Below are 19,914 nucleotides of genomic sequence, written 5' to 3'. Positions count from 1 at the left end.
GCGAGCGTAGCGTGGCAATCGCAAAGAGAAAAGCAGAACGCGTGCGATTGCCACGTCGTTTCACTCCTCGCAATGACAAATGAATATCATGACACAAAAAACCACCATCTTCTGGTTTAGACGAGACTTGCGATTGGACGACAATGCAGGCCTCTATCACGCGCTAAAAAGCGGCAACCCGGTGTTGTGTCTGTTTATTTTTGACCCGGCGATACTGGATAAGCTTGACAACAAGCAAGACACCCGCGTAACTTTTATTTATGATACCATAAAAGAACTACAAGAAGAACTGCAAGCTCACGGCAGCAGCCTGCTGGTTATTTATAACGATGTAAAGCAAGCCTGGCACAAAGTATTAAAAGAATATGATGTTGCGGCGGTTTACACCAATCACGATTATGAGCCTTATGCTGAAACCCGCGATGAAACCATTAGCCAGTTACTACATAAACACAACATCGAATTTAAAACTTACAAGGACCAGGTAATATTTGAAAAGGATGAAGTAACCAAAGACGATGGTAAGCCATACACCGTCTTCACCCCTTACAGCCGTAAATGGACGCAAAAGTTGAATGACTTTTACCTGAAATCATATCCCACAAAAAAATATTTAAAGAACCTGCTCCCAACAAAGCACCTACTCCTGCCAACATTAAAAGACATGGGTTTTGAACTCAGCCAGCAGTCTGTTCCCGCAAAAAGCTATAAAACTGTTATTGATGGGTATGCTGAAAAACGCGATTATCCGGCCGTAAAAGGCACTTCGCATATTGGCATACATTTACGTTTTGGCACGGTTAGCATTCGTAAAGTAGCTACCGATGCCAATCAGGCGCACGAAAAAAACTGGCTGAATGAATTGATCTGGCGCGAGTTTTATATGATGATCTTACATCATTTCCCGGAAACGGCTACCAAGGCTTTTAAACCCGGTTTCGATCGAATTAAATGGATCAACGATGAAAAACAATTTGAGGCCTGGTGCAAGGGTGAAACCGGTTATCCATTGGTTGATGCCGGCATGCGCGAGCTGAACGCAACCGGTTTTATGCATAATCGCATCCGCATGTTAACGGCCAGCTTTTTAACTAAAGATTTGCTGATAGACTGGCGCTGGGGCGAGCATTACTTTGCTTCGAAGCTACTGGATTATGAAATGGCCAGCAATGTGGGTGGCTGGCAGTGGGCTGCCGGATCGGGTACCGATGCCGCACCGTATTTCCGCATTTTTAGCCCGGATGCGCAAACTAAACGTTTTGACCCGGATTTAACTTACATAAAAAAATGGGTCCCGGAATATGCCGACTTCAGCAAATATCCAAAACCCATTGTAGATCATGCTTTCGCACGAGACCGCTGTTTAAAAGCTTTTAAACAAGCGCTTAGTCGTTAGTTTGAAATACTAATTATACGTGTATCATACCTAAAAACACTGTTTGGCGGTATGGTGGTAGTTGCCTTGCCGTAAGCAAAAACCGACGGAAACAGGAAGGTTATCAATGCACCGGTAGTTCCGTATTTCTCTAATCCAAGTCGCACACCCGGTATAAGGTCAGGTACGTCAAATGAAGTACCCCCTACACCATTAAACTGACTGGCTATTGTAGCGTTTAGTAACTGTGCAGTATAAGTTACAATTATGCTACTGTTATCTGTAATTGGTGTGGTGCTCAATCCAGGCTCGTCTATACCGTACCAATAGCCGGCAGGGTCTTGCTTCATGTTGGTTAAGTTATTGTCGGCTATGTATTTTTTAATCAGCAATTGATCATAAGCTAATTGGGCAGCTGCGTCGCCAATTATGTGTACATAATAATCTAAACATTGATTACCTGCAATACGGCCGGCTGTGTTTGAGCTACTACCTACACCCGTACCGTTAACGCCATAAGCTAAACGAGAGGGTACAATAAGGCGAGCTATGCCACCATTATGATTTACAATATTCTTAACAGCCTCCTGCAACCCGGTAGTACCTAAACCTATAGGGCTGGTTGTAGTGGATATATGACCCAGGAAACCGTCGTAGTGGTTAGCTATTGAGTCTGTTGATATATATTTGTTATCAATACTCTTTACTGTAAAAACCATATCTACGTTACTGGTATACTGTAACACGGTATCTTTTCCCGGATCTATCAATTTATAATAAATGCCCGATGTATCGCGGGTCATACCGGTTAAGCCATTGGCAGTAATATAAGCCTTAATCTGGTCGTCATCATATTGATTAATAGAGGGGTCATACTTGTCTTTTCGGCAAGCTGCCAGGGCTATCAAACCAAATAATAACAAAAGCGTAGTAGTTCTTTTCATTTGTGTGTATTGTATCATAACATCCGGCCAATTTATTTTAATCCGGACTTATGCTTTTTAAGCTATTTTATCATTAAGCGGTGCATTAAGCACAGCGTATTTTATTAGTTAATAACATCGTACAGTGTAATATCAAAATCAACCACTGCATTTGCAGGTAAACCATTCTTTAATCCAAATGTCACCCCAACCAGCGGTTGTGCCGCGGGCCCGTATGCGTAACGCGAAGGTATTAATAATCGTATAGTTCCGCCCTTTTTTCCGAAAGGAATACCTAATCTCCAACCCAAAATAACCTGCGATAAGACAAACGATGGATGAAAATCACTCGTCGAATCTTTTGTTTGGGTAAATACTTGCTCCGTTAAATCTTTATTAATTAACCGGCCGGTATATCCAACTGTAACCTGGGTTGAGTTGGTAAACAAGTCAGTGCCCGTACCGGGCTGCTCAACAACATAGTATACGCCGGATGTATCAATTTTTGTTGCAGTTAGTGTAGGGTTGGCCTTTAAAAAATTGCTGACAAGTAAGTCGTCTTCAGCAGCTTGTGCCTTATACGCTACCGAACCACCGTTGTCTTCTTTCTTACAAGCGGTTAAACCCGCTATAAAAAACAATATAATTACTACTACCCTGTTCATTACGTTTCCAATGGGCAAATTTATTCTTTTATAATTCAAAAATGGCAGGTTAACATTTTTTAACATTTAAAACGCCAATCATTTTGGGTTAGTGTGTACTGATTGTCTATTTCTGGTTACCTTCAGGCTTGTAGTTAAGGGTAAGCTGGTTAATTTTTTTAAGCATGTCGGTCAAATATTCCTTATCTGCTTCGCTGATGTGGGCATTTAAATAATTATTAAACTGCTTGGCAACTACCCGCGCCAGGTGGCGTTTTTCTTTACCCAGGGGTGTCAGGTAAATTTTTACCGAACGTTTATCGCCTTTGTTCGATTCGCGATAGATGAGGCCTGTTGCCTCCAGTTGGTTAAGCATCCGCGATAAACTGGTTGATTTTAAGCCCAGCAGCGCCGCCGCCTGCGATACCGTGGTACCCTCCTCCTCATCAATATTAATCAACAGATAACCAATAGACTGCGTTATGCCAAAATCAGCAACAAGCGCATTGTACCGGTTAGCCACAGTTTGCCAAACTATTTTCAAAAAGTAGTCAATGGTTTCCTGATGTTTTATGTGCGAAGGCATCTGCTCAATTACTGTTTGAATAAGCAAGTGTAAGTAATTTTTATGAAACTACTGGCTAAACCAAAAGCCTTAACTGTTGTTAAACCATTCGATATTTTGCCGGTCATTACCATAAATTTAAAAACACACCGTTATACTAACATGAAAAACTTAACTTATACACTACTTATTGCATTTGCTTCTTTATTTTTTGCTACGCGATCGCAGGCCCAGGATTATACTATTGCAGCCGGTTTAAAATTTGGCGGATATGAAAATGGTATATCCGGTAAATATTTTATGAACAAGGATATTTCGCTGGAGGGCGTTATCGGGTTCAGGCAGCATGGCGTTGTTTTTAGCGGTTTGTATGAAATTAACCAGGAGGCATTTAATGTACCCGCACTTAAATTTTACTACGGTTTTGGTGCCCATATTGGCTCAATTGGCCAGGGTTCTTACCGTACTTTTGATGGCGAATATCATTATTACGATAGCGCACAGGTGTTATTAGGTGTAGATGGGGTTGTGGGGCTGGAGTATATCATCCCGCAATCGCCCATTGCAGTAAGCCTTGATCTTAACCCAAGGATAGAATTGATTAGCGGCCCGTTTGTTGACCTGGCACCGGGGCTGGGCGTTAAATATGTGTTTAAATAGCGACCCCACCCAACCCTCCCCAAAGGGGAGGGCTTACGATATCTTAAAAGAAAAAGGCTCTCCAAATGAGAGCCTTTTTTAATATAAAACAATTTTAAAGCCCTCCCCTTTGGGGAGGGGTGCAGTCTATCTTATGATCAATACCTTTTTGCCGTATAACTTAGTACCCAAAATGGTTCTGAGCACGTAGGCGCCGGGCGCCAGGTTAGCCACGTTAATAACGGTGCTAAAGTTTCCTGCCGATATAGACTGGGTTTTAGCATACACAATGGCGCCTTTACTGTTAACCAGCGACAATGTCAGATTGTCGGCAGCCTTAGCATCAAAAATCACATTAAGCTGCTTATTAGCCGGGGTTGGGAAAACTACTAAACCAATATCCGTATCTGTACCAGGGTGCAGCGCAAGCAGCACATAATTATAGGTATCCGACTGTTGTTGGCAAGCCGAATTTGTGGTTACAATTACCTGGTATTGTCCACTTTGCGTTGGCGTATACGTTTGGCCGGTGGCGCCGTTTATTATTTTGCCATCTAAATACCATTGATTGCCCGAAGCATAATTTGAGTTTAACGTGATACCCGATTGCGTTATAATTGGCTTTTCTACGGTAACCGATACCCTTTCGCCAGTGGTACACCCTGCACTTTTAACTTTTAAATCGTACAAATAATAGTAAAATCCTTTGTAGTAGGTAGTGTCGGTGCCCGCATCCGGGATAGCGGTATTGCCTGTTATTTTAAATATCCCCGCTGCATTAAACGGATACCCCGTAACACCCGCATTGTTACGATAAAGCGTTACCGTAGCATCGTAAACAGGTGTAATAGTATAAGTGCCTGCGGCAGGCAGCAGTAAATTTAAATTGTAAACCCGGCCCTGGTCATTCGGATCGTCAACCTGAGCGCCCGGCCCTGGTGTTGAGCGGGTGGCAGTAGCATTAATTGAAACTGTCGACACTTTCTTTCCAAATTGGTCGGTAACATCAAATTCAATTACTCCCGGGTTACCAATGTACAATTTTGCAGTTTGAATAATGGCAGGCACAGCGGTGTACACTTGTATTGCCGGGGTAAATTGATTATACCCGCCACCGGTAAATACGTTTTTAGTAGCCGGGCCAACAGCCGCTGTAAAATCGTTTAAACCCGCGTAATAGATATTGTTTACCGGCGCGGTTGAGGTAAGCGCATAATTGCTGTAAGCAATTGGTAACGCGTCGCCAATATTTTTATACCAAAATAAAGTGCCGTCGCCCTTACCTGATAATATATATTGGTTAAGGTTATTACAATAAACTGCCGATAAGCTGTCGGGCGAGCCCGGGATGCTGATAGCTGCTGTTTCTGTTACCTGGTTATTACTGCTGAAAGGGTCATTTGGATAAGTAGTAGCAGCCGTTATGGTATAAGTTGCTCCAGCTAAAAAATTAAATGTACTGCTCAACGTAAAGTTATCTTGCTGCAACGGGTTAAGTGTAGCGGTATAAGTTTCGGTAATGTTGGTTACCGTGCCATCGGCCGCTTTAATTGCAACAGTTACCGGGATGTTAGTTATTGGGGCGCCGCCATAATTTTTAACGGTTACGGTGATATTGTTAACACCATTACAAGTACCCGATGCCACCGGATTAACAATAGCCATAATACCGGCATCGCTGCTGGTTTGGCTAAAGATTACGCGATAGTCCTGCGTTTCGCCTTTGGCATAAGTTCCGCAAGGCTGTACGGCGTTGGCATCGCTGGTTTCGGTCAGTACCACACGCATTAAGCTATAATTGCCGGGGATTACCGTTGTGGGTATAGTTATATTTGTAGTATAAGTGCCCGTGCCATTAATAACGCCGGTAGTGGCAACCAGTTCATTAGCATCAAATACGCCGTTGCTGTCCCAATCTATGTAAACCTTAGCAATCTTGTTAAAGTTAGCGCCGCAGGTACCCAATGTTAAACTAAGCGGGTAAACCTTGCCTTGTTCAAGCGTAGCGGTTTGGTTGGTATAGTCGCTATAGGTTGTGCAACCGGCTGCCGGTGTGTTGTTTATATTAGCCAGGGTTACGTTATTAATCCTTGAATCGGCAGACGAAGATGGGCCAGACGCGCAATAGGTTGCACCGCCTATGCCGGTTAATATCAGCGAGTAAGGCTGCGATCCCGACTGCAGTGTGCCCTTATGCGTTACCGTTATGGTATATGTTTTGCCGGGGATAGCCGTAGGGATGTATACCTGTTCGATATTATCGCGAATATTGTCGCCTTTAGTAGCAGGTGCAGCAGGATTGTTAACGTCTAATACCCAGGGCATATAGGTGGTGCTGCCATCACTGATACGCACATCCAGGTCATTTACCAACTTAGGTGTTCTGTTATTAATAACGCCGTCGGCAGTGGGTGTTCCGTCAGGGTCTGTCCATGATATTGTACCTATCAACGGCCCGTTTCCAGATGCAACAACCGTTATAGTTTGAGTTTGCCCTTGCGTAAGCGTGGTTTCTTTTAGTAGCGTTTTGGTATTATTGTCGGTAATAACCTGGGCAGCTGCAGGCATGTTTAATAGCCCCCAGCCAAAAATATAATCAGGCCCTACGTTACCTGCATCAATAGCGGTAGCACAAGCCAATCCCTTTAGTGTTGCCGCCTTCATGAAAGCGCCGCCATTTTTTTTGGCGTAATACTCTTGCAACAGCAGCAGCGACCCCGTTACATTTGGTGCCGAAAAAGATGTGCCATCCTCAGAACTGTAAGCAGTTGGGCTGTCGCTTCCCGTCGACAAAATATTAACACCGTCGCCTACTATATCAGGCTTAATCCGGCCATCATCTGTCGGACCTATGCTACTAAAACTGGCTATCGAAATACTGGAACTACCCGCGGGCCCGTTTGGCAGCGGATTAACGGCACCTACCGTCAAAATATTTTTTGCGGTACCTGTAGTGCTGATGATGTCATAGCCAGTGTTACTGCTAATATCAGCGGGTCGTGGCCCTTTAAGTACAATTGAGGGGTTGGTGCGGCTGGAAAAGCCATAATAGTTTTGCCCTACAGCCGGGCCGGGATAACCACGGCTATTGCCAGATGATTCAACAATCAGGTAATAAGGCGCATTGTAGGCAATTTTGTCCCACGCTGCTGTCCGGTCATCATAAAAACCGAAAGCATAGTCTACCGTATCACCGGGTAACCCATACCATATCCAATGTTGCTGTGTATCGTCATAATCCCAACCGGCCACATCGCCATAAGAGTGATTGGATAAAAGCAAATTCGGCGCTTCGCGACTCATTTCGGCCACATCATTTTCAAAATCATAAGATATGAGCGTACCCATATCCGGAGCCATGCCTTTGGCCGGGGCATAAACACCTTTAGCCATCAGCGTGCCGGCCACGTGGGTTGGATGGTCGCCAACTGTCGAAGTATCTTTTGGAGTAAACGTTTTACCGGCAAATTCCTGGTGTGTCGACAGCGGCCATCCGCCGTCCCACATGGCCAGCTTATTAGCTAAAAACGCGCTCGAACCTGATAAGTTAAGACCAGTTGACCCGCCAGGTTGCACTTGTTTTGTTCCGGTAGTTGCAGCCGCGTCCACATTATCGTTGGTCGACACGTATTTAGGGAAACCCAAATTAGTGATGCTCTGCAGCGCCATACGCCCCCCGTTACGTGTTTTACGATTTAAATACCAACCATGTGCCCGCGCCTGTGCCATAGCTTTTTGGTGGCTTTTGGCAAAGCTATTACCAGCCTTAACCGATATATCGTTAAGTTCTTTTTTCTTTGCTTCCGTAACCAATATCTGTTGGCCAAAAGCATGGCCCGCAAACGCCATTAACACACATAAAATCGCCCCGCGGTAAAATTTATTCATATAAGAATTTAATAGGGTTACACAAAGTTTAACCAACAACAAGTTTGCACATTTTTATGCATTTTATGAAATATTAAAACGCCAACATTTAAATTTTTATATCCCCATAATAACCTACTTATCAGCGGTATTAAAAACCTTACTCTAAGATGGAGTAGGTCAAGACTATCAACTTCAAATTTACGTATAGTTGGTAATTAGCGATCTGTATCGATTCTAAAATGGGTATTTTTTTACCCGTGTTGGGGATAAAATTACTATCGCTATAATTAAATTATTATCACCATAAGTTCGTAAGTCAAAAAAGACAAGGTTCAAATAACGCAAATACTTGAATTTTAGCTATCACAGGCCATATTTTGCATAATTTTTGCCTTTATGCACGAGTTAGACTCATACTAGTACAAATTGAAAAAGCCGATACTAAAATATTTTACTGCTCTCTTGCTGACGCTTTGCAATTTGTTTTGTTTTGAAATTTCATTTGCGCAAGAATCTTACGATGGCACAAATACACCCAGACAATATTATTATAATAACTTAGAGTCTGCCACAACCGGAACAGCCAGCCCAACTACCTATTTCCCATCATGCGCAACATCGCAAACTACACCTGCTGCTATTAAACTTGCTTCTGCATCCTCTTTAAATTCTACCAACAGTTTTTCAACCGTAGGCAGCTCAACCTTAGGAACCATTACATGGAATTTTATAAACAACTCTGCCACTGCCGCTAATCTTAGTTTAAACAGCGCGCCATGGGAGTGGGAGTTTGATTATAAAAATACCAGCGGCGCAGCAACCGTTGACCCCGACGCAACTTCTACCAGTATGGTTGCCGGAAGCGACTCCTGGAGATATTGGTTGATTAGCAGCCTGTCTGGATCAACTAAAATGGGGATCTATGTTACGCAGGTGGGCGGCAAGTTAGAGGGCCGGCAAAGATATGGCACTATAGCCAGTCAATACAGGGTATTGTGGGATGTAGCTATGCCCAATAATAAAGATACTTACCAAATAAGGATTGAAAGATCTGTAACAGGGTATTATAATGTTTTTGTATTTGACAGAACTGCTAGCACCACCCAGTCGTCGCTAAATATCAATGCCAATTACGATAGCGTATATAATTTGAGTTATTTAGACGCGACATCTGCAGCTGCAGATCGCTTTCAATTTGATAATTTTAACTTTTACCAGGTTAGACTTGATTATTTGCCAATAAGCGGCAACGGTGTATCCAGTCCGTTATATCCGGGTATGGGTACTGCCATTTTATATGGAATGAATCTTTGCGCAAGAGGTGATATTGTAATGGGCCGATTAGTTATAGACTATAATTCAGGCCTCGCCAATATTATTGGCATTAATGTACCCGGTTATTTATATGAAACCAGTACGCTGCCCTTATCAACCAGCGGGCTTTCGCCGATAATGACCTACACGCTGCAAAACAATGGTGCTAGTAGTCAGCAAGATTTATCAGGCTTGAACCTACGTTACTATAACGGGGGCAATACAGACGGCAGCACCGGCCACATCACTTATTATTTTTTAACGGCCGCTGTCATGTCGACTTTCACGACACCTTATCCATCATCAGTTAGTTATTCGGTAAGTAATACAAATAACGACAGTTACTCACAATTTTTCAATAGTTCCTCTCCATATTCCAGTAACTCTTCAAGTTCTGTATCTGCCCCTATAAATAATGGCGATTTATGGGAATGGACCGGCCTTACAGCTGCGACATGGACCACACAGAAGGCATGGAAAAAAGACAATACAATAACAGCATCGTCTATCGGCCCTTCAGCTACCACAGATATAGTAAAAATTGGTGTTACACAATATAGCTCAAGCACTGTGCAACCTCAATTACCTTCTGATATTACAGTAAGTTCACTTGAAATTGGCCCTTTTGGTTCAAATACTTCTACAACCACACCGGTATCTATTGATTTTGCCGGCCATAAACTTACCGTTAACAACGGCTTAACAATTGATGCAGGTGCTACGCTAACGCTTCAAAACACCTCTGCTACAGTTGGTAACCTGGCCGTTGCCGGCACTTCAACGATGGCAAGTACCGCTACTATGACCTGGCCAACAACAACAACCAATGGCATAGCTGTAACTAATACGGGTACATTCACTTTGGTTTCTGATGCCAGCGGTGCTGCATCTATAGGTGCAATGACTGCCACAAGCAGTATCACGGGTACTATAATTGTGCAGCGTTATTTAACCGGCGGCCTTGCTAACAGCCGCGGCTATCGATTATTATCATCGCCGGTATCTGTGTCAAGCAGCAGCTTGATCATTCCTAATTTAAGCTATATAAATAACGGCAGTTATACAACGGGTACCGGTGGTACCGGTAGCGGCTTTAGTGCGCCATCTAACGGCGGGCCAACGCTTTATTTTTATCGTGAAAATATAGCGCCAAACAACTCAAATTTTACCTCAGGTAATTTCAGGGGGGTTAGCAATATTACCGGTTCTACTTTTTCATTCGATGGTGGCATTGACGCTTCTGCTACCCTACCTGCCGGCAATGGTTTTATGTTCTTTTTCAGAGGCAGCAAAGCAACTTCTAACCCTTATGTGTCATCTACGATAGCTAAAGCCACTACTTTTAGTTCATCGGGTTATTTAAACCAGGGCGATGTTAAAGTGAGAGATTGGTTTAATCCAACGGTGACCGATTTCACCTTATCTTACAACCCCAGCAAAAACAGTGTCACTGCAGGTTATCATTTGGTTGGCAATCCGTATCCATCGTCTATCGACTGGGATAAGGTATCTGCCAGCAATGCGGGTGTTGGTGCTACTATATATATTTATAATCCAACCAAAAAAACGTATGCAACTTACTTAGCAGGCACACCTCTTGGTGTTGGTACCAATTTTAACGCGTCAACAGGTAATAATATCATATCTAGCGGACAGGGCTTTTTTGTAACTGTTACTAATACAAGTACCACGCTAACCTTTCATGAATCAAATAAATCTACCACTCAGGTTTCTTCGTCAGCCTTATCATTAGCAACGGCAACTACCGCCCCGGATGTACAGCCTAAATATTTAAGCGTCGAACTATTTAAAGATTCAACTGCCAGCGAAGACGCGCTTATTTTGTTTAAACCAAGTGCAAAAGCAGCCTATGTTTACAATGAAGACGCTGATTACATGAAGGGTAACAGTGCTGTTAACCTGTCAACCCGCTCAAGCGATAACATCGCATTGGCTATAAACCAAATGAATTTTCCTTCATCAAGCCAGGTTATACCATTAAATGTAAACATGACTGCGGCCGGTAATTATCAAATAAAACTATTAACCGCCAAGAATATACCGGCGGCGTATGATGTTTGGTTGATGGACGCTTATAAAAAAGATTCGTTGGATCTGAAAAACAATCCGGTTTATACATTTGAGGCCAATGTAGATACCAATACTTATGGCAACCATCGTTTTAGCCTGGTAATACGTCAAAATGTTGCCTTAACCGTGCATTTGTTAAGTTTTGATGCGGTAAAGAGCACAAACGATGTAAAACTCAAGTGGACTGCAGAAAACGAAGCGGATTATACCGGCTATGTTGTTGAACGCAGCACCGATGGCGGAAAAACCTTTAAAGTGATTGACAGCCTAACATCAGCCGGATTGGGTACTTATAACGATCTTGATCCATCGCCTATATTGGGAACCAACTATTACCGCTTAAAACAAACAGATGTGGCGGGCAATGTTTCTTACTCAAACATAGTTAAGATAATGTATGCCAATGTGTTAAATACCGTACTAGCTAATAGCAACATCAGTGTATACCCTAATCCGGCTCAATCAACCTTAAACCTAACGGTTACCGGTAGCAACAATAATGACCTTGTAGCAGCGACTTACAAAATAAGTATTGTTAATAGTTCAGGCATGCTGGTTAAAACTGCTACATCAACAAGTGGCAGCTGGCAGGCACAGATAGATAATTTAATGCCGGGAACTTATTTTATACAGGTAATAAATTCTAAGAATAATACGTTAACCGGTAAAAGTACATTTGTAAAGTTGTAGCTTTGTACTGATAATAGCCAAAATGAAAAGAAAATTTCTTTTAACTATATTATTCCTTTTTAGCGCTGTCACGTTATTTGCGCAGATTGGTACCCCTACCTGTGGTACCGACGGGGATATTGATGATGGCCCCTGCCCAATTGATACCTGGGTTGTTTTTTTTGCTGCGCTTGCTTTAATTATTACTACTGTACACTTATACAAAAAGCAAACAAACGCTGTAAAACTTTCTGATAAATAGTATCTGCAAAAACTGGTTAATTTTTTCTGATCAAGAAAGTTTAACAACAATATTTTCAATTTCACTTTAAAAAGCCATTCTGTTGCAGATGGCTTTTGTCATTTTATCCATTTAAAATACCTCACATTTTTTTTGAAAATCACTATCATAAAAATTATTTTTTTATCGTAAAAAATTAATTTACTCTAAGTCAGTTTTTTATAAGCAAAAAATCTGTATTATTATGGCACAAAACCATGTTACAACCATACGTTGTATGGACCGTGGTTGCTTTATAGAAAAGTATGTATACCCCTAATAAGTTTTTATCTATATTCTTTGCTTTAAGTTTAATTTGCCTGCACGCTTTTGCAACTGTAGGTATTACTCAGGCTACAGGTGGCACCAATATATCTGCAGACAAAGCCTCAGGCAGTCTTGCAACACCCGCTTACACCGCATTAGGCACAATTACTATTGCTTCGGGGGCTGCAAATGATTTTTCGCTGGTTGGAGGCACCATAACTTTAACCGCACCTGCTAACTGGCAATTTCAGGCTGGTGCAACCGGCCTGGTAACCGGTACCGGCAATATTACTATAGTAACTCAAGTTGTTTCAAGCGGCACGCTGATAATAACGTATACTAACTCGGCCGCAAGCACAACCAATGGCATAACCATAACCGGCTTACCGGTTCAAGGCACCATCAGAAAACCAATTGCATCAATCAATATAACGGCTCAATCCACCAGTGTTGTTGGGTTAACAACTGCTGCCAACGTGGGGGCTTTGTCGCAGGTTGCAGGTACATTTGCAAAACTGCAATTGTTATTGCCTGGTGAAACTGCTTCTGCGGGTTCAACAACAGGTAAAACCGGCACACCATCGGCGGTGTCGGCCGGAACGGCCATTACACTTACTGTAAACGCTGTTGATGCAAATTGGAACGTAGTAAGCTCAACAGATAATATTGCTATTACTGATGTTACTGCAGCTGACCCTAATGCAGCTTTGCCGGCAAACGCAAATCTAGCCGCCGGCACAAAAACATTTTCTTTTACGGCCAGAACGCCCGGAACCACTAATACCGTCACAGCTACAGACGCCACTGATGGCACCAAAACTGCTAACACCAGCCCGGCAATTACGGTAAATGTGGGTGCGTACAACACATTGCTGGTAATATTACCAGGCGAAACTTATCAACCCAGCACAGCTACCGGAAAAAGTGGCACCGCCACCTCGCCTACAGCCGGAACAGCGTTTAATGCTACCGTATATGCGGTTGATGCTGCATTTAATACGGTAACATCAATTACCGAAAGTGTAACTATTACTTCAAACGATGCTAATGCTGCGTTGCCGGCTAGTGCTGCCCTGGCTGCAGGTACACAAACTTTTAGTGTTACCTTAAAAACAGCCACTACTACCAGATCGGTTACAGCCACCGGCACCAAAAACGGGACTTCATCTAGCGTTACGGTAGTGCCCGGAGCTTATGCCAAGCTGCAGATTTTGCTTACAGGCGAAACCGCCCAACCTGGTACAGTCACTGGTAAAAGCGGTACACCAACGGCTATAAATGCAGGTACCAACACCGCCGTTATAGTAAACGCTGTTGATGCAAACTGGAATAAAGTAACTTCGGTTACTGATGCGCTTACACCTTCGTCGACTGATGCCGGTGCTACTTATTCGCCCGCCAGTGCCAATTTAGCAAGCGGCACTAAAACCTTTACTGTTACTTTAAGAGCAGTAAGCACCACAACTACCATTACAATTACCGACAATACCGATGGCACTAAAACCAACACCAGCGCACAAATAACTGTAAACCTGGGCGCTTTTGCCAATTTATTAACCGTGCTGCCCGGCGAAACGTTTGTACAGGGAACAACTACCGGTAAAACCGGTGCGCCAAGCATACCTGTTGCAGGTACGGCGTTTAATTTCAGCGTATACGCAGTTGATGCCGGTAATAACACCGTAACATCAATTACTGATAACGTTGCTATAACTTCGACCGACCTGAATGCAACGCCGCCTGCAAGTGCAGCACTTTCGGCTGGCGTGGGTACCTTTAGTTTTACTTTTAAAACTGCCGGTAGCTATAAAATTACGGCAACCGATGCAACCGCAGCAAAAACAATCTCTACAGCATCGTTAGCGGTAATACCGGGTGCTTTTGTTAAGCTACTGTTGATATTACCCGGCGAGGCTATTGCACCGGGTACCGCAACCGGCAAAAGCGGCACACCTACCGATAGAGCATCGGGTACCGCTTTCAATGTTATTGTAAATGCGGTAGATGCTAACTGGAACAGAATATCAGCAGTTACCACCGTAAACCCTGTTGCTGTAACTGACGTGATTAATATCGTATCCAATGATCCTGCTTTAACAAACCCGGCTAGCACCGGAACCATGGCAGCCGGTACAAAAACAATTTCGGTAACTTTAAAAACCCCGACGACAACAGCCACATTGCAGGCCGTAGATAATACCAATAGCGGGATGACTGCCTATACTAGCCCCAATTTCAACGTTACGGTGGGTACCTTTGCTAAATTACAATTATTAATGCCCGGCGAAGTAGCTGCACCAAACACCACAACGGGAAAGACCAGTGCACTTCCAACTGCTCAAATAGCAGGTACAGCATTTACTGTTACAGTAAACGCTGTTGATAAAAACTGGAACATTATAACGACAGCTAATGACGTGGTAGGTATAACTTCTACTGATGCTAACGCAACTAATCCGGCCACTGCGGCTTTGGTTTCAGGCACGCAGACATTTACCTACACATTTAAAACATCCGGGACAAGAAAAGTTACGGCATCTGATATCACCAATACCACGCGTACAGCCAACGCTAGTCCTAATACTACAGTATCGCCTGGGGCTTTTGTACAACTACTGGCCATAACTGCCGGAGAAACTGCAAAACCCGGCACTGCAACCGGTAAATCAGGTACGCCTACTATACAGGCAGCAGGCAAAGCATTCAATGTAACGGTTTATGCGGTTGACGCTAATTGGAACAGGGTTACCACGGTTACGGATGTAGTAACGCTTACAACAACAGATGCAGCGGCTACCCCACCGGCAGCTGCTGCGTTAGTAACGGGTGGGAAAACTTTTTCATTGACGTTAAAAACTATAGGTACTACAACCGTTACTGCAACCGACGCTGATATTACCAAAACGCCTTATACCACATCTAGTATTACAGTAAATTCAGGCGTTTTTGCCAAGTTGTTATTGTTGATGCCGGGAGAAATTTCTGCACCGGGTACAACTACGGGCAAATCGGGCACCGCAACAACACCGCAAACCGCGGGTACCCCTTTTAATGTTACCATATATGCGGTAGATGCGGCCTGGAACATACTTAACACGCCTACCGATGTAGTGAGCATAACTTCGACAACAGATATTAATGCGGCTTTGCCGGGAAATACTGCTTTAGTTGCAGGAACTAAAACATTCAGCGTTACTTTTAAGACTGCCGGCGCGGGTAGAAACGTAGTGGCTAAAGATGTTACAGATGGAACCAAAAGCAGCAGCACAGGCACCTCTGTTACTGTTGTAGCCGGTGTTTTTGCGCAACTTCAGATATTATTACCCGGAGAGACGGCCAAACCCGGAACATCTGACGGCAAGTCTGGCGCCGCCAACCCGCCTGCCCGGGGCACGGCTTTTAATATTACAGTAAATGCGGTAGATGCTAATTACAACTTAATTAATACCAATACCAACACTTTCACCATGACAACGTCAGACGGGGGAGCAACTTTACCTGCCCCTACAGCGCTGGTAGCCGGTACTAAAACCTTGAATGTAAAAATTGTTAGTACATCAACAACCCCATTACCCACGCTAACCGCAACCAGCGGGGCTATAACAAATACCGTTAGTGTACCTGTTAGTGTGCCTCCAACTGTAGCTACCGACCATTTTAGAAACGCAAATTCGGGCGATTGGACAGATGCTTCTATTTGGGAAAGCTCTACAACCGGCACCGGCGGATGGCAAACCTCTACATTGGTACCGGGTGCAAGCGCGGGTGGCGTTGAAATTCAAAATGGGCTTACTGTAAATGTCCTTGCCGCTACAACAGGTACTGCAAACAGCCTGGTGGTAGATAATGGTGGAACGATTACGGTTGCAGGCTCCTTAGCTATTAGTAGCGGAGGAGCAGACGTTCACGGTACGATTGTAAACGCTGGCTCAATTACCACTACAGGAACGCTGAAGTTTGAAAGTGATGGCGATTATCAGCATAATTTCACGTCAACTGCCGGTACTATCCCTACTGCTACCTGGGATCAGGGTTCAACCTGCGAGATCATTGGCTACACCAGCTATACAGGCACTATAGGCGGAGGCGGCCAGGCTTTTGGCAACTTTATCTGGAACTGCCCTAACCAAAACATTACAAATGGCGTAGCACTTGGCACAGTCACGGCATCGATGAATAATTTAACTATCGCGTCAACCGGCACAGCTACATTTCAATTAGTTACAGCTGCCAGTTCAACCGCTAACGTAACGGTAAAAAGCTTTACGCAAACCGGCGGTAATTTCTTATTGAGTAACACTAACAGCGCAACCGCCAATTTGAATGTCACCGGCGATTTTAATGTGTCAGGCGGTACAATAAAAACAACAGGTTCTAATAATCTGATATCATTTTCAGGAACAACTACGCAAAATTTCATTAAAACCGGCGGCACTTTTTCAACCGGGGTAAACTTTGCCATTAATAATAACGCAACGGTTGATTTTGACGTCAATGTGCTTGATGGATCGACCGGTACATTTACGCTGGTTAACGGCGGCACACTAATAACCGCGAATGATGATGGCATATCATCTACAGGCGCTACAGGGTCTATCCAGAGCACAGGCACGCGTAACTTTGGCACAGCAGCTAATTTTGTTTATGATGGCGCTGCTGCTCCGCAAAATGCAGGTACGGGTTTGCCCGCAACTATAAATAATATTACCATTAATAACACGGGTAGCGTATTATTACCGGCCACTACATCTACTTATACCTTAAACGGCGCGCTAACGCTAACCGCAGGCAACCTGGATATGAACACTAATACGCTGGCTATCGGCGCTGGTTTTACTGCTACCGGCACTGGTTTTATACGGACACAGAGCGCGGCAACAAGCCCTATTCCTTCTGGTAAAACATGGAACGTGGGTGTTGAATATTACACCACAGCCGCGGTAAATGTAGTAGCAGGCACCTATAGCAATCTGTCGTTTTCTTCATCGGGTACAAAACTTGCTACGGGTACTGTAACGGTAACGGGCAATTGGTCATCGTCTGGCGGTGACGTTGATTTATTAACCAATTTTGCCACTGCACAATTTACCGGAACAGGAAGTCAAACTCTGGATGACAGCTCTGACGATGGTGTGGTATTTGGAAACGTAACTTTTGGCGGAAGCGGTACTAAAACTATGAACACGGGTACTTATGCCCTGGCCCCCGCTGGATTCCTGACCATGTCTGGCACGGCAGTGTTAGCAGCTAACGGACATTTAGATATATTGTCTAATGCTGGCGGCACAGGTAATATTGGTCCAATAACGGCACCGGCAGCTATTACCGGCTTTGTAAACGTACAAACCTTTTTCACAGGAGGTGGTGACATTACCAATCGTGGATATAGACTGGTATCATCCCCAATATCAGACCAGGGTGCCCCCAATACTTATTTTAATCTTTCGTTTTTACAGGGAGGCGGTAGTTATTTAACAGGCGCCGGCGGCACAAGCAGTGGTTTCGACGCGGCGGGTAATGCAACTTTATACCTTTACCGCGAAGATCAAACACCTTCAACTACCAGTTTTAATGCCGGTACTTTTAGAGCTATAACTGCTATCAATAACGCTTATAATGTGGGCACGCTAGACGGCAATAAAAATTTACCGGTTGGTAATGGGGTGATGTATTTTTTCAGGGGTAATAACACTACCGTATCCAGCAATCCACCTAATGATGTAACATCAAGCGCAAACGGCCCGTTAAACCAGGGTCAAATCGTGGTATCGCCATGGTTTACCGGCGGGGCTAACTTATCATACACAGCGGCCTCAGGCTCAAGCGACCCAAGGTTTGGGAACGTAGGCTATAACCTGGTAGGTAACCCCTATGCCTGTTCTATTGACTGGAACACGTATACCACTACCAATAACGGCACCGGCATTTATGGTGCGAACCTGGATAAAACTATTTACGTTTACAATCCGCAAAGTAAAACCTACGTTACTTATTTAACTACCGGGCCAGGCAGTGGCATCCCCAGCAGTTCGGCTGCCAGTAACATTATTCCAAGCGGGCAGGGCTTCTTTGTACGGGCAACAGGTACGGGTGCACAATTAATTTTCAATGAATCTGCCAAAGTAAATTCACATCCGGCTGCCGCCGCTGTTAATCTTAACTCCACCACGCTTGCGGCTTCTTACCAAATGCATTTACAGCTGGCAAAAGACTCTATTAATAAGGACGAAAATGCCATTGTTTTTAACAATGCCGCACATGCTGATTACACCCTTAACGAAGATGCTTTATATCTGCAGGGATCGGGCGTTGTGAGTTTATCAAACAGATCTGCCGACGGCAGAAGGCTGGTTATCAACCAGCTTCCTTTTCCTAAGCAAACACAAACTATCTCTTTAAATATCGCTGTAACATCAACCGGAGTTTATAAATTTAACGCCACCGGATTGTCTGACATTCCGAATGTTTATGACATCTTCCTGGTAGATTCTTACCTGCGCGATTCGTTGGATTTAAAGGCTAATAAAACCTACGATTTTGCGGTAACCAGCGACACTGCCAGCACAGGCGCTAACCGGTTCAGGCTTTTAATTAAACCAGATGCGGCCCTGGCTGTGCACCTGCTAAGCTTTGGTGCAATCAAAAATACATCAGAAGTAAAACTAAACTGGACGGTTGAAAACGAAGTTAACTATACCCAATATATTCTGCAACGCAGTGTGGATGGCGGCAAGACCTTTACAATACTTGACAGCCTTACATCTGCCGGTTTAGGCACTTATAATGATCTCGACCCACACCCGGTTACCGGCCAGAACATGTACCGCCTTAAACAAATTGATCTGTTAGGCAACGTTACTTACTCAAACTTAATTACGGTAATGTATTCATTACCCGGCAGCACTAACATTGTAAACAGCCGTATAAGCCTGTATCCTAACCCAACAGCCAATACATTAAACGTAACGCTTAAGGCGTCAGACAATACTGCTATAACCGGTAATTATAAAATAACCGTTACCAACACGTCTGGCATTGTAGTAAGATCAGCAACCTCGGCACAGCCCGATTGGCATACCGATGTAAGCGCCCTGACCCCGGGTACTTACTTTATTGAGATTATTAATACCAAAGACAACTCGCTCACCGGGCGCAGCAGCTTTGTTAAGTTGTAGCCCCACCCAAACCCTCCCCGGTAGGGAGGGCTTAAAAAAAAGGAAGGCTTCATTATATGAGGCCTTTCTTGTATATAAATACATTTAAGTCTCCCCTACCGG

The 19,914-nt window shown here is 43.9% G+C and carries 9 protein-coding genes; 5 read left to right on the top strand and 4 right to left on the bottom strand.

Going from position 1 to position 19,914, the window contains the following annotated elements; genetic code table 11:
- Positions 1 to 88 precede the first annotated feature (88 nt).
- Positions 89 to 1,396, top strand: coding sequence for a deoxyribodipyrimidine photo-lyase (locus HB679_RS11925; protein ID WP_214072208.1), 1,308 nt, complete (start codon positions 89 to 91; stop codon positions 1,394 to 1,396).
- Here HB679_RS11925 and HB679_RS11920 read toward each other — a convergent pair.
- The 3 genes from HB679_RS11920 to HB679_RS11910 all read right to left on the bottom strand — a co-directional run bounded on the left by HB679_RS11920 (position 1,393) and on the right by HB679_RS11910 (position 3,516).
- Positions 1,393 to 2,319: a hypothetical protein gene (locus HB679_RS11920; RefSeq protein WP_214072207.1), complete on the bottom strand. Its 927-nt coding sequence runs from the start codon at positions 2,317 to 2,319 to the stop codon at positions 1,393 to 1,395. The two genes, HB679_RS11925 and HB679_RS11920, sit on opposite strands and share 4 nt — an antisense overlap.
- Before the next feature lie 104 nt (positions 2,320 to 2,423).
- Positions 2,424 to 2,963, bottom strand: coding sequence for an FKBP-type peptidyl-prolyl cis-trans isomerase (locus HB679_RS11915; protein ID WP_214072206.1), 540 nt, complete (start codon positions 2,961 to 2,963; stop codon positions 2,424 to 2,426).
- 106 nt (positions 2,964 to 3,069) lie between these two features.
- Positions 3,070 to 3,516 carry a MarR family transcriptional regulator gene (locus HB679_RS11910; RefSeq protein WP_214072497.1) on the bottom strand — a complete coding sequence of 149 codons (447 nt, stop codon included), beginning with the start codon at positions 3,514 to 3,516 and terminating at the stop codon, positions 3,070 to 3,072.
- A gap of 54 nt (positions 3,517 to 3,570) precedes the next feature.
- Here HB679_RS11910 and HB679_RS11905 point away from each other — a divergent pair, with 54 nt between their 5' ends.
- The gene (locus tag HB679_RS11905; protein WP_255547592.1) at positions 3,571 to 4,167 is read left to right on the top strand and encodes a hypothetical protein; all 597 of its coding nucleotides are present in this window, start codon (positions 3,571 to 3,573) and stop codon (positions 4,165 to 4,167) included.
- A 126-nt stretch (positions 4,168 to 4,293) separates the two neighbouring features.
- Here HB679_RS11905 and HB679_RS11900 read toward each other — a convergent pair whose 3' ends face one another.
- Positions 4,294 to 8,034, bottom strand: coding sequence for a S8 family serine peptidase (locus HB679_RS11900; protein WP_214072205.1), 3,741 nt, complete (start codon positions 8,032 to 8,034; stop codon positions 4,294 to 4,296).
- Between the two features lie 408 nt (positions 8,035 to 8,442).
- Here HB679_RS11900 and HB679_RS11895 point away from each other — a divergent pair, with 408 nt between their 5' ends.
- From HB679_RS11895 to HB679_RS11885, 3 genes are all read left to right on the top strand, one after another.
- Entirely contained in the window at positions 8,443 to 12,111 is a 3,669-nt protein-coding gene (locus HB679_RS11895; RefSeq protein WP_214072204.1) for a T9SS type A sorting domain-containing protein, read from the top strand.
- A gap of 22 nt (positions 12,112 to 12,133) precedes the next feature.
- A complete protein-coding gene (locus tag HB679_RS11890; protein ID WP_214072203.1) occupies positions 12,134 to 12,352 on the top strand; it encodes a hypothetical protein in 219 nt (72 codons plus the stop codon).
- A 284-nt stretch (positions 12,353 to 12,636) separates the two neighbouring features.
- Positions 12,637 to 19,812, top strand: a complete 7,176-nt coding sequence (locus HB679_RS11885; RefSeq protein WP_214072202.1) for a T9SS type A sorting domain-containing protein — start codon at positions 12,637 to 12,639, stop codon at positions 19,810 to 19,812.
- Positions 19,813 to 19,914: the final 102 nt, after the last annotated feature.

Source organism: Mucilaginibacter sp. dw_454 (assembly GCF_018449775.1).
Lineage (GTDB): Bacteria > Bacteroidota > Bacteroidia > Sphingobacteriales > Sphingobacteriaceae > Mucilaginibacter.
This window is presented reverse-complemented; position numbering and strand designations above follow the sequence as displayed.

Coding starts and splice junctions, on each gene's coding strand:
- HB679_RS11925 (WP_214072208.1), top strand. CDS start 89: ATGACACAAAAAACCACCATCTTCTGGTTTAGACGAGACTTGCGATTG.
- HB679_RS11920 (WP_214072207.1), bottom strand. CDS start 2,319: ATGAAAAGAACTACTACGCTTTTGTTATTATTTGGTTTGATAGCCCTG.
- HB679_RS11915 (WP_214072206.1), bottom strand. CDS start 2,963: ATGAACAGGGTAGTAGTAATTATATTGTTTTTTATAGCGGGTTTAACC.
- HB679_RS11905 (WP_255547592.1), top strand. CDS start 3,571: ATGAAACTACTGGCTAAACCAAAAGCCTTAACTGTTGTTAAACCATTC.
- HB679_RS11900 (WP_214072205.1), bottom strand. CDS start 8,034: ATGAATAAATTTTACCGCGGGGCGATTTTATGTGTGTTAATGGCGTTT.
- HB679_RS11890 (WP_214072203.1), top strand. CDS start 12,134: ATGAAAAGAAAATTTCTTTTAACTATATTATTCCTTTTTAGCGCTGTC.
- HB679_RS11885 (WP_214072202.1), top strand. CDS start 12,637: ATGTATACCCCTAATAAGTTTTTATCTATATTCTTTGCTTTAAGTTTA.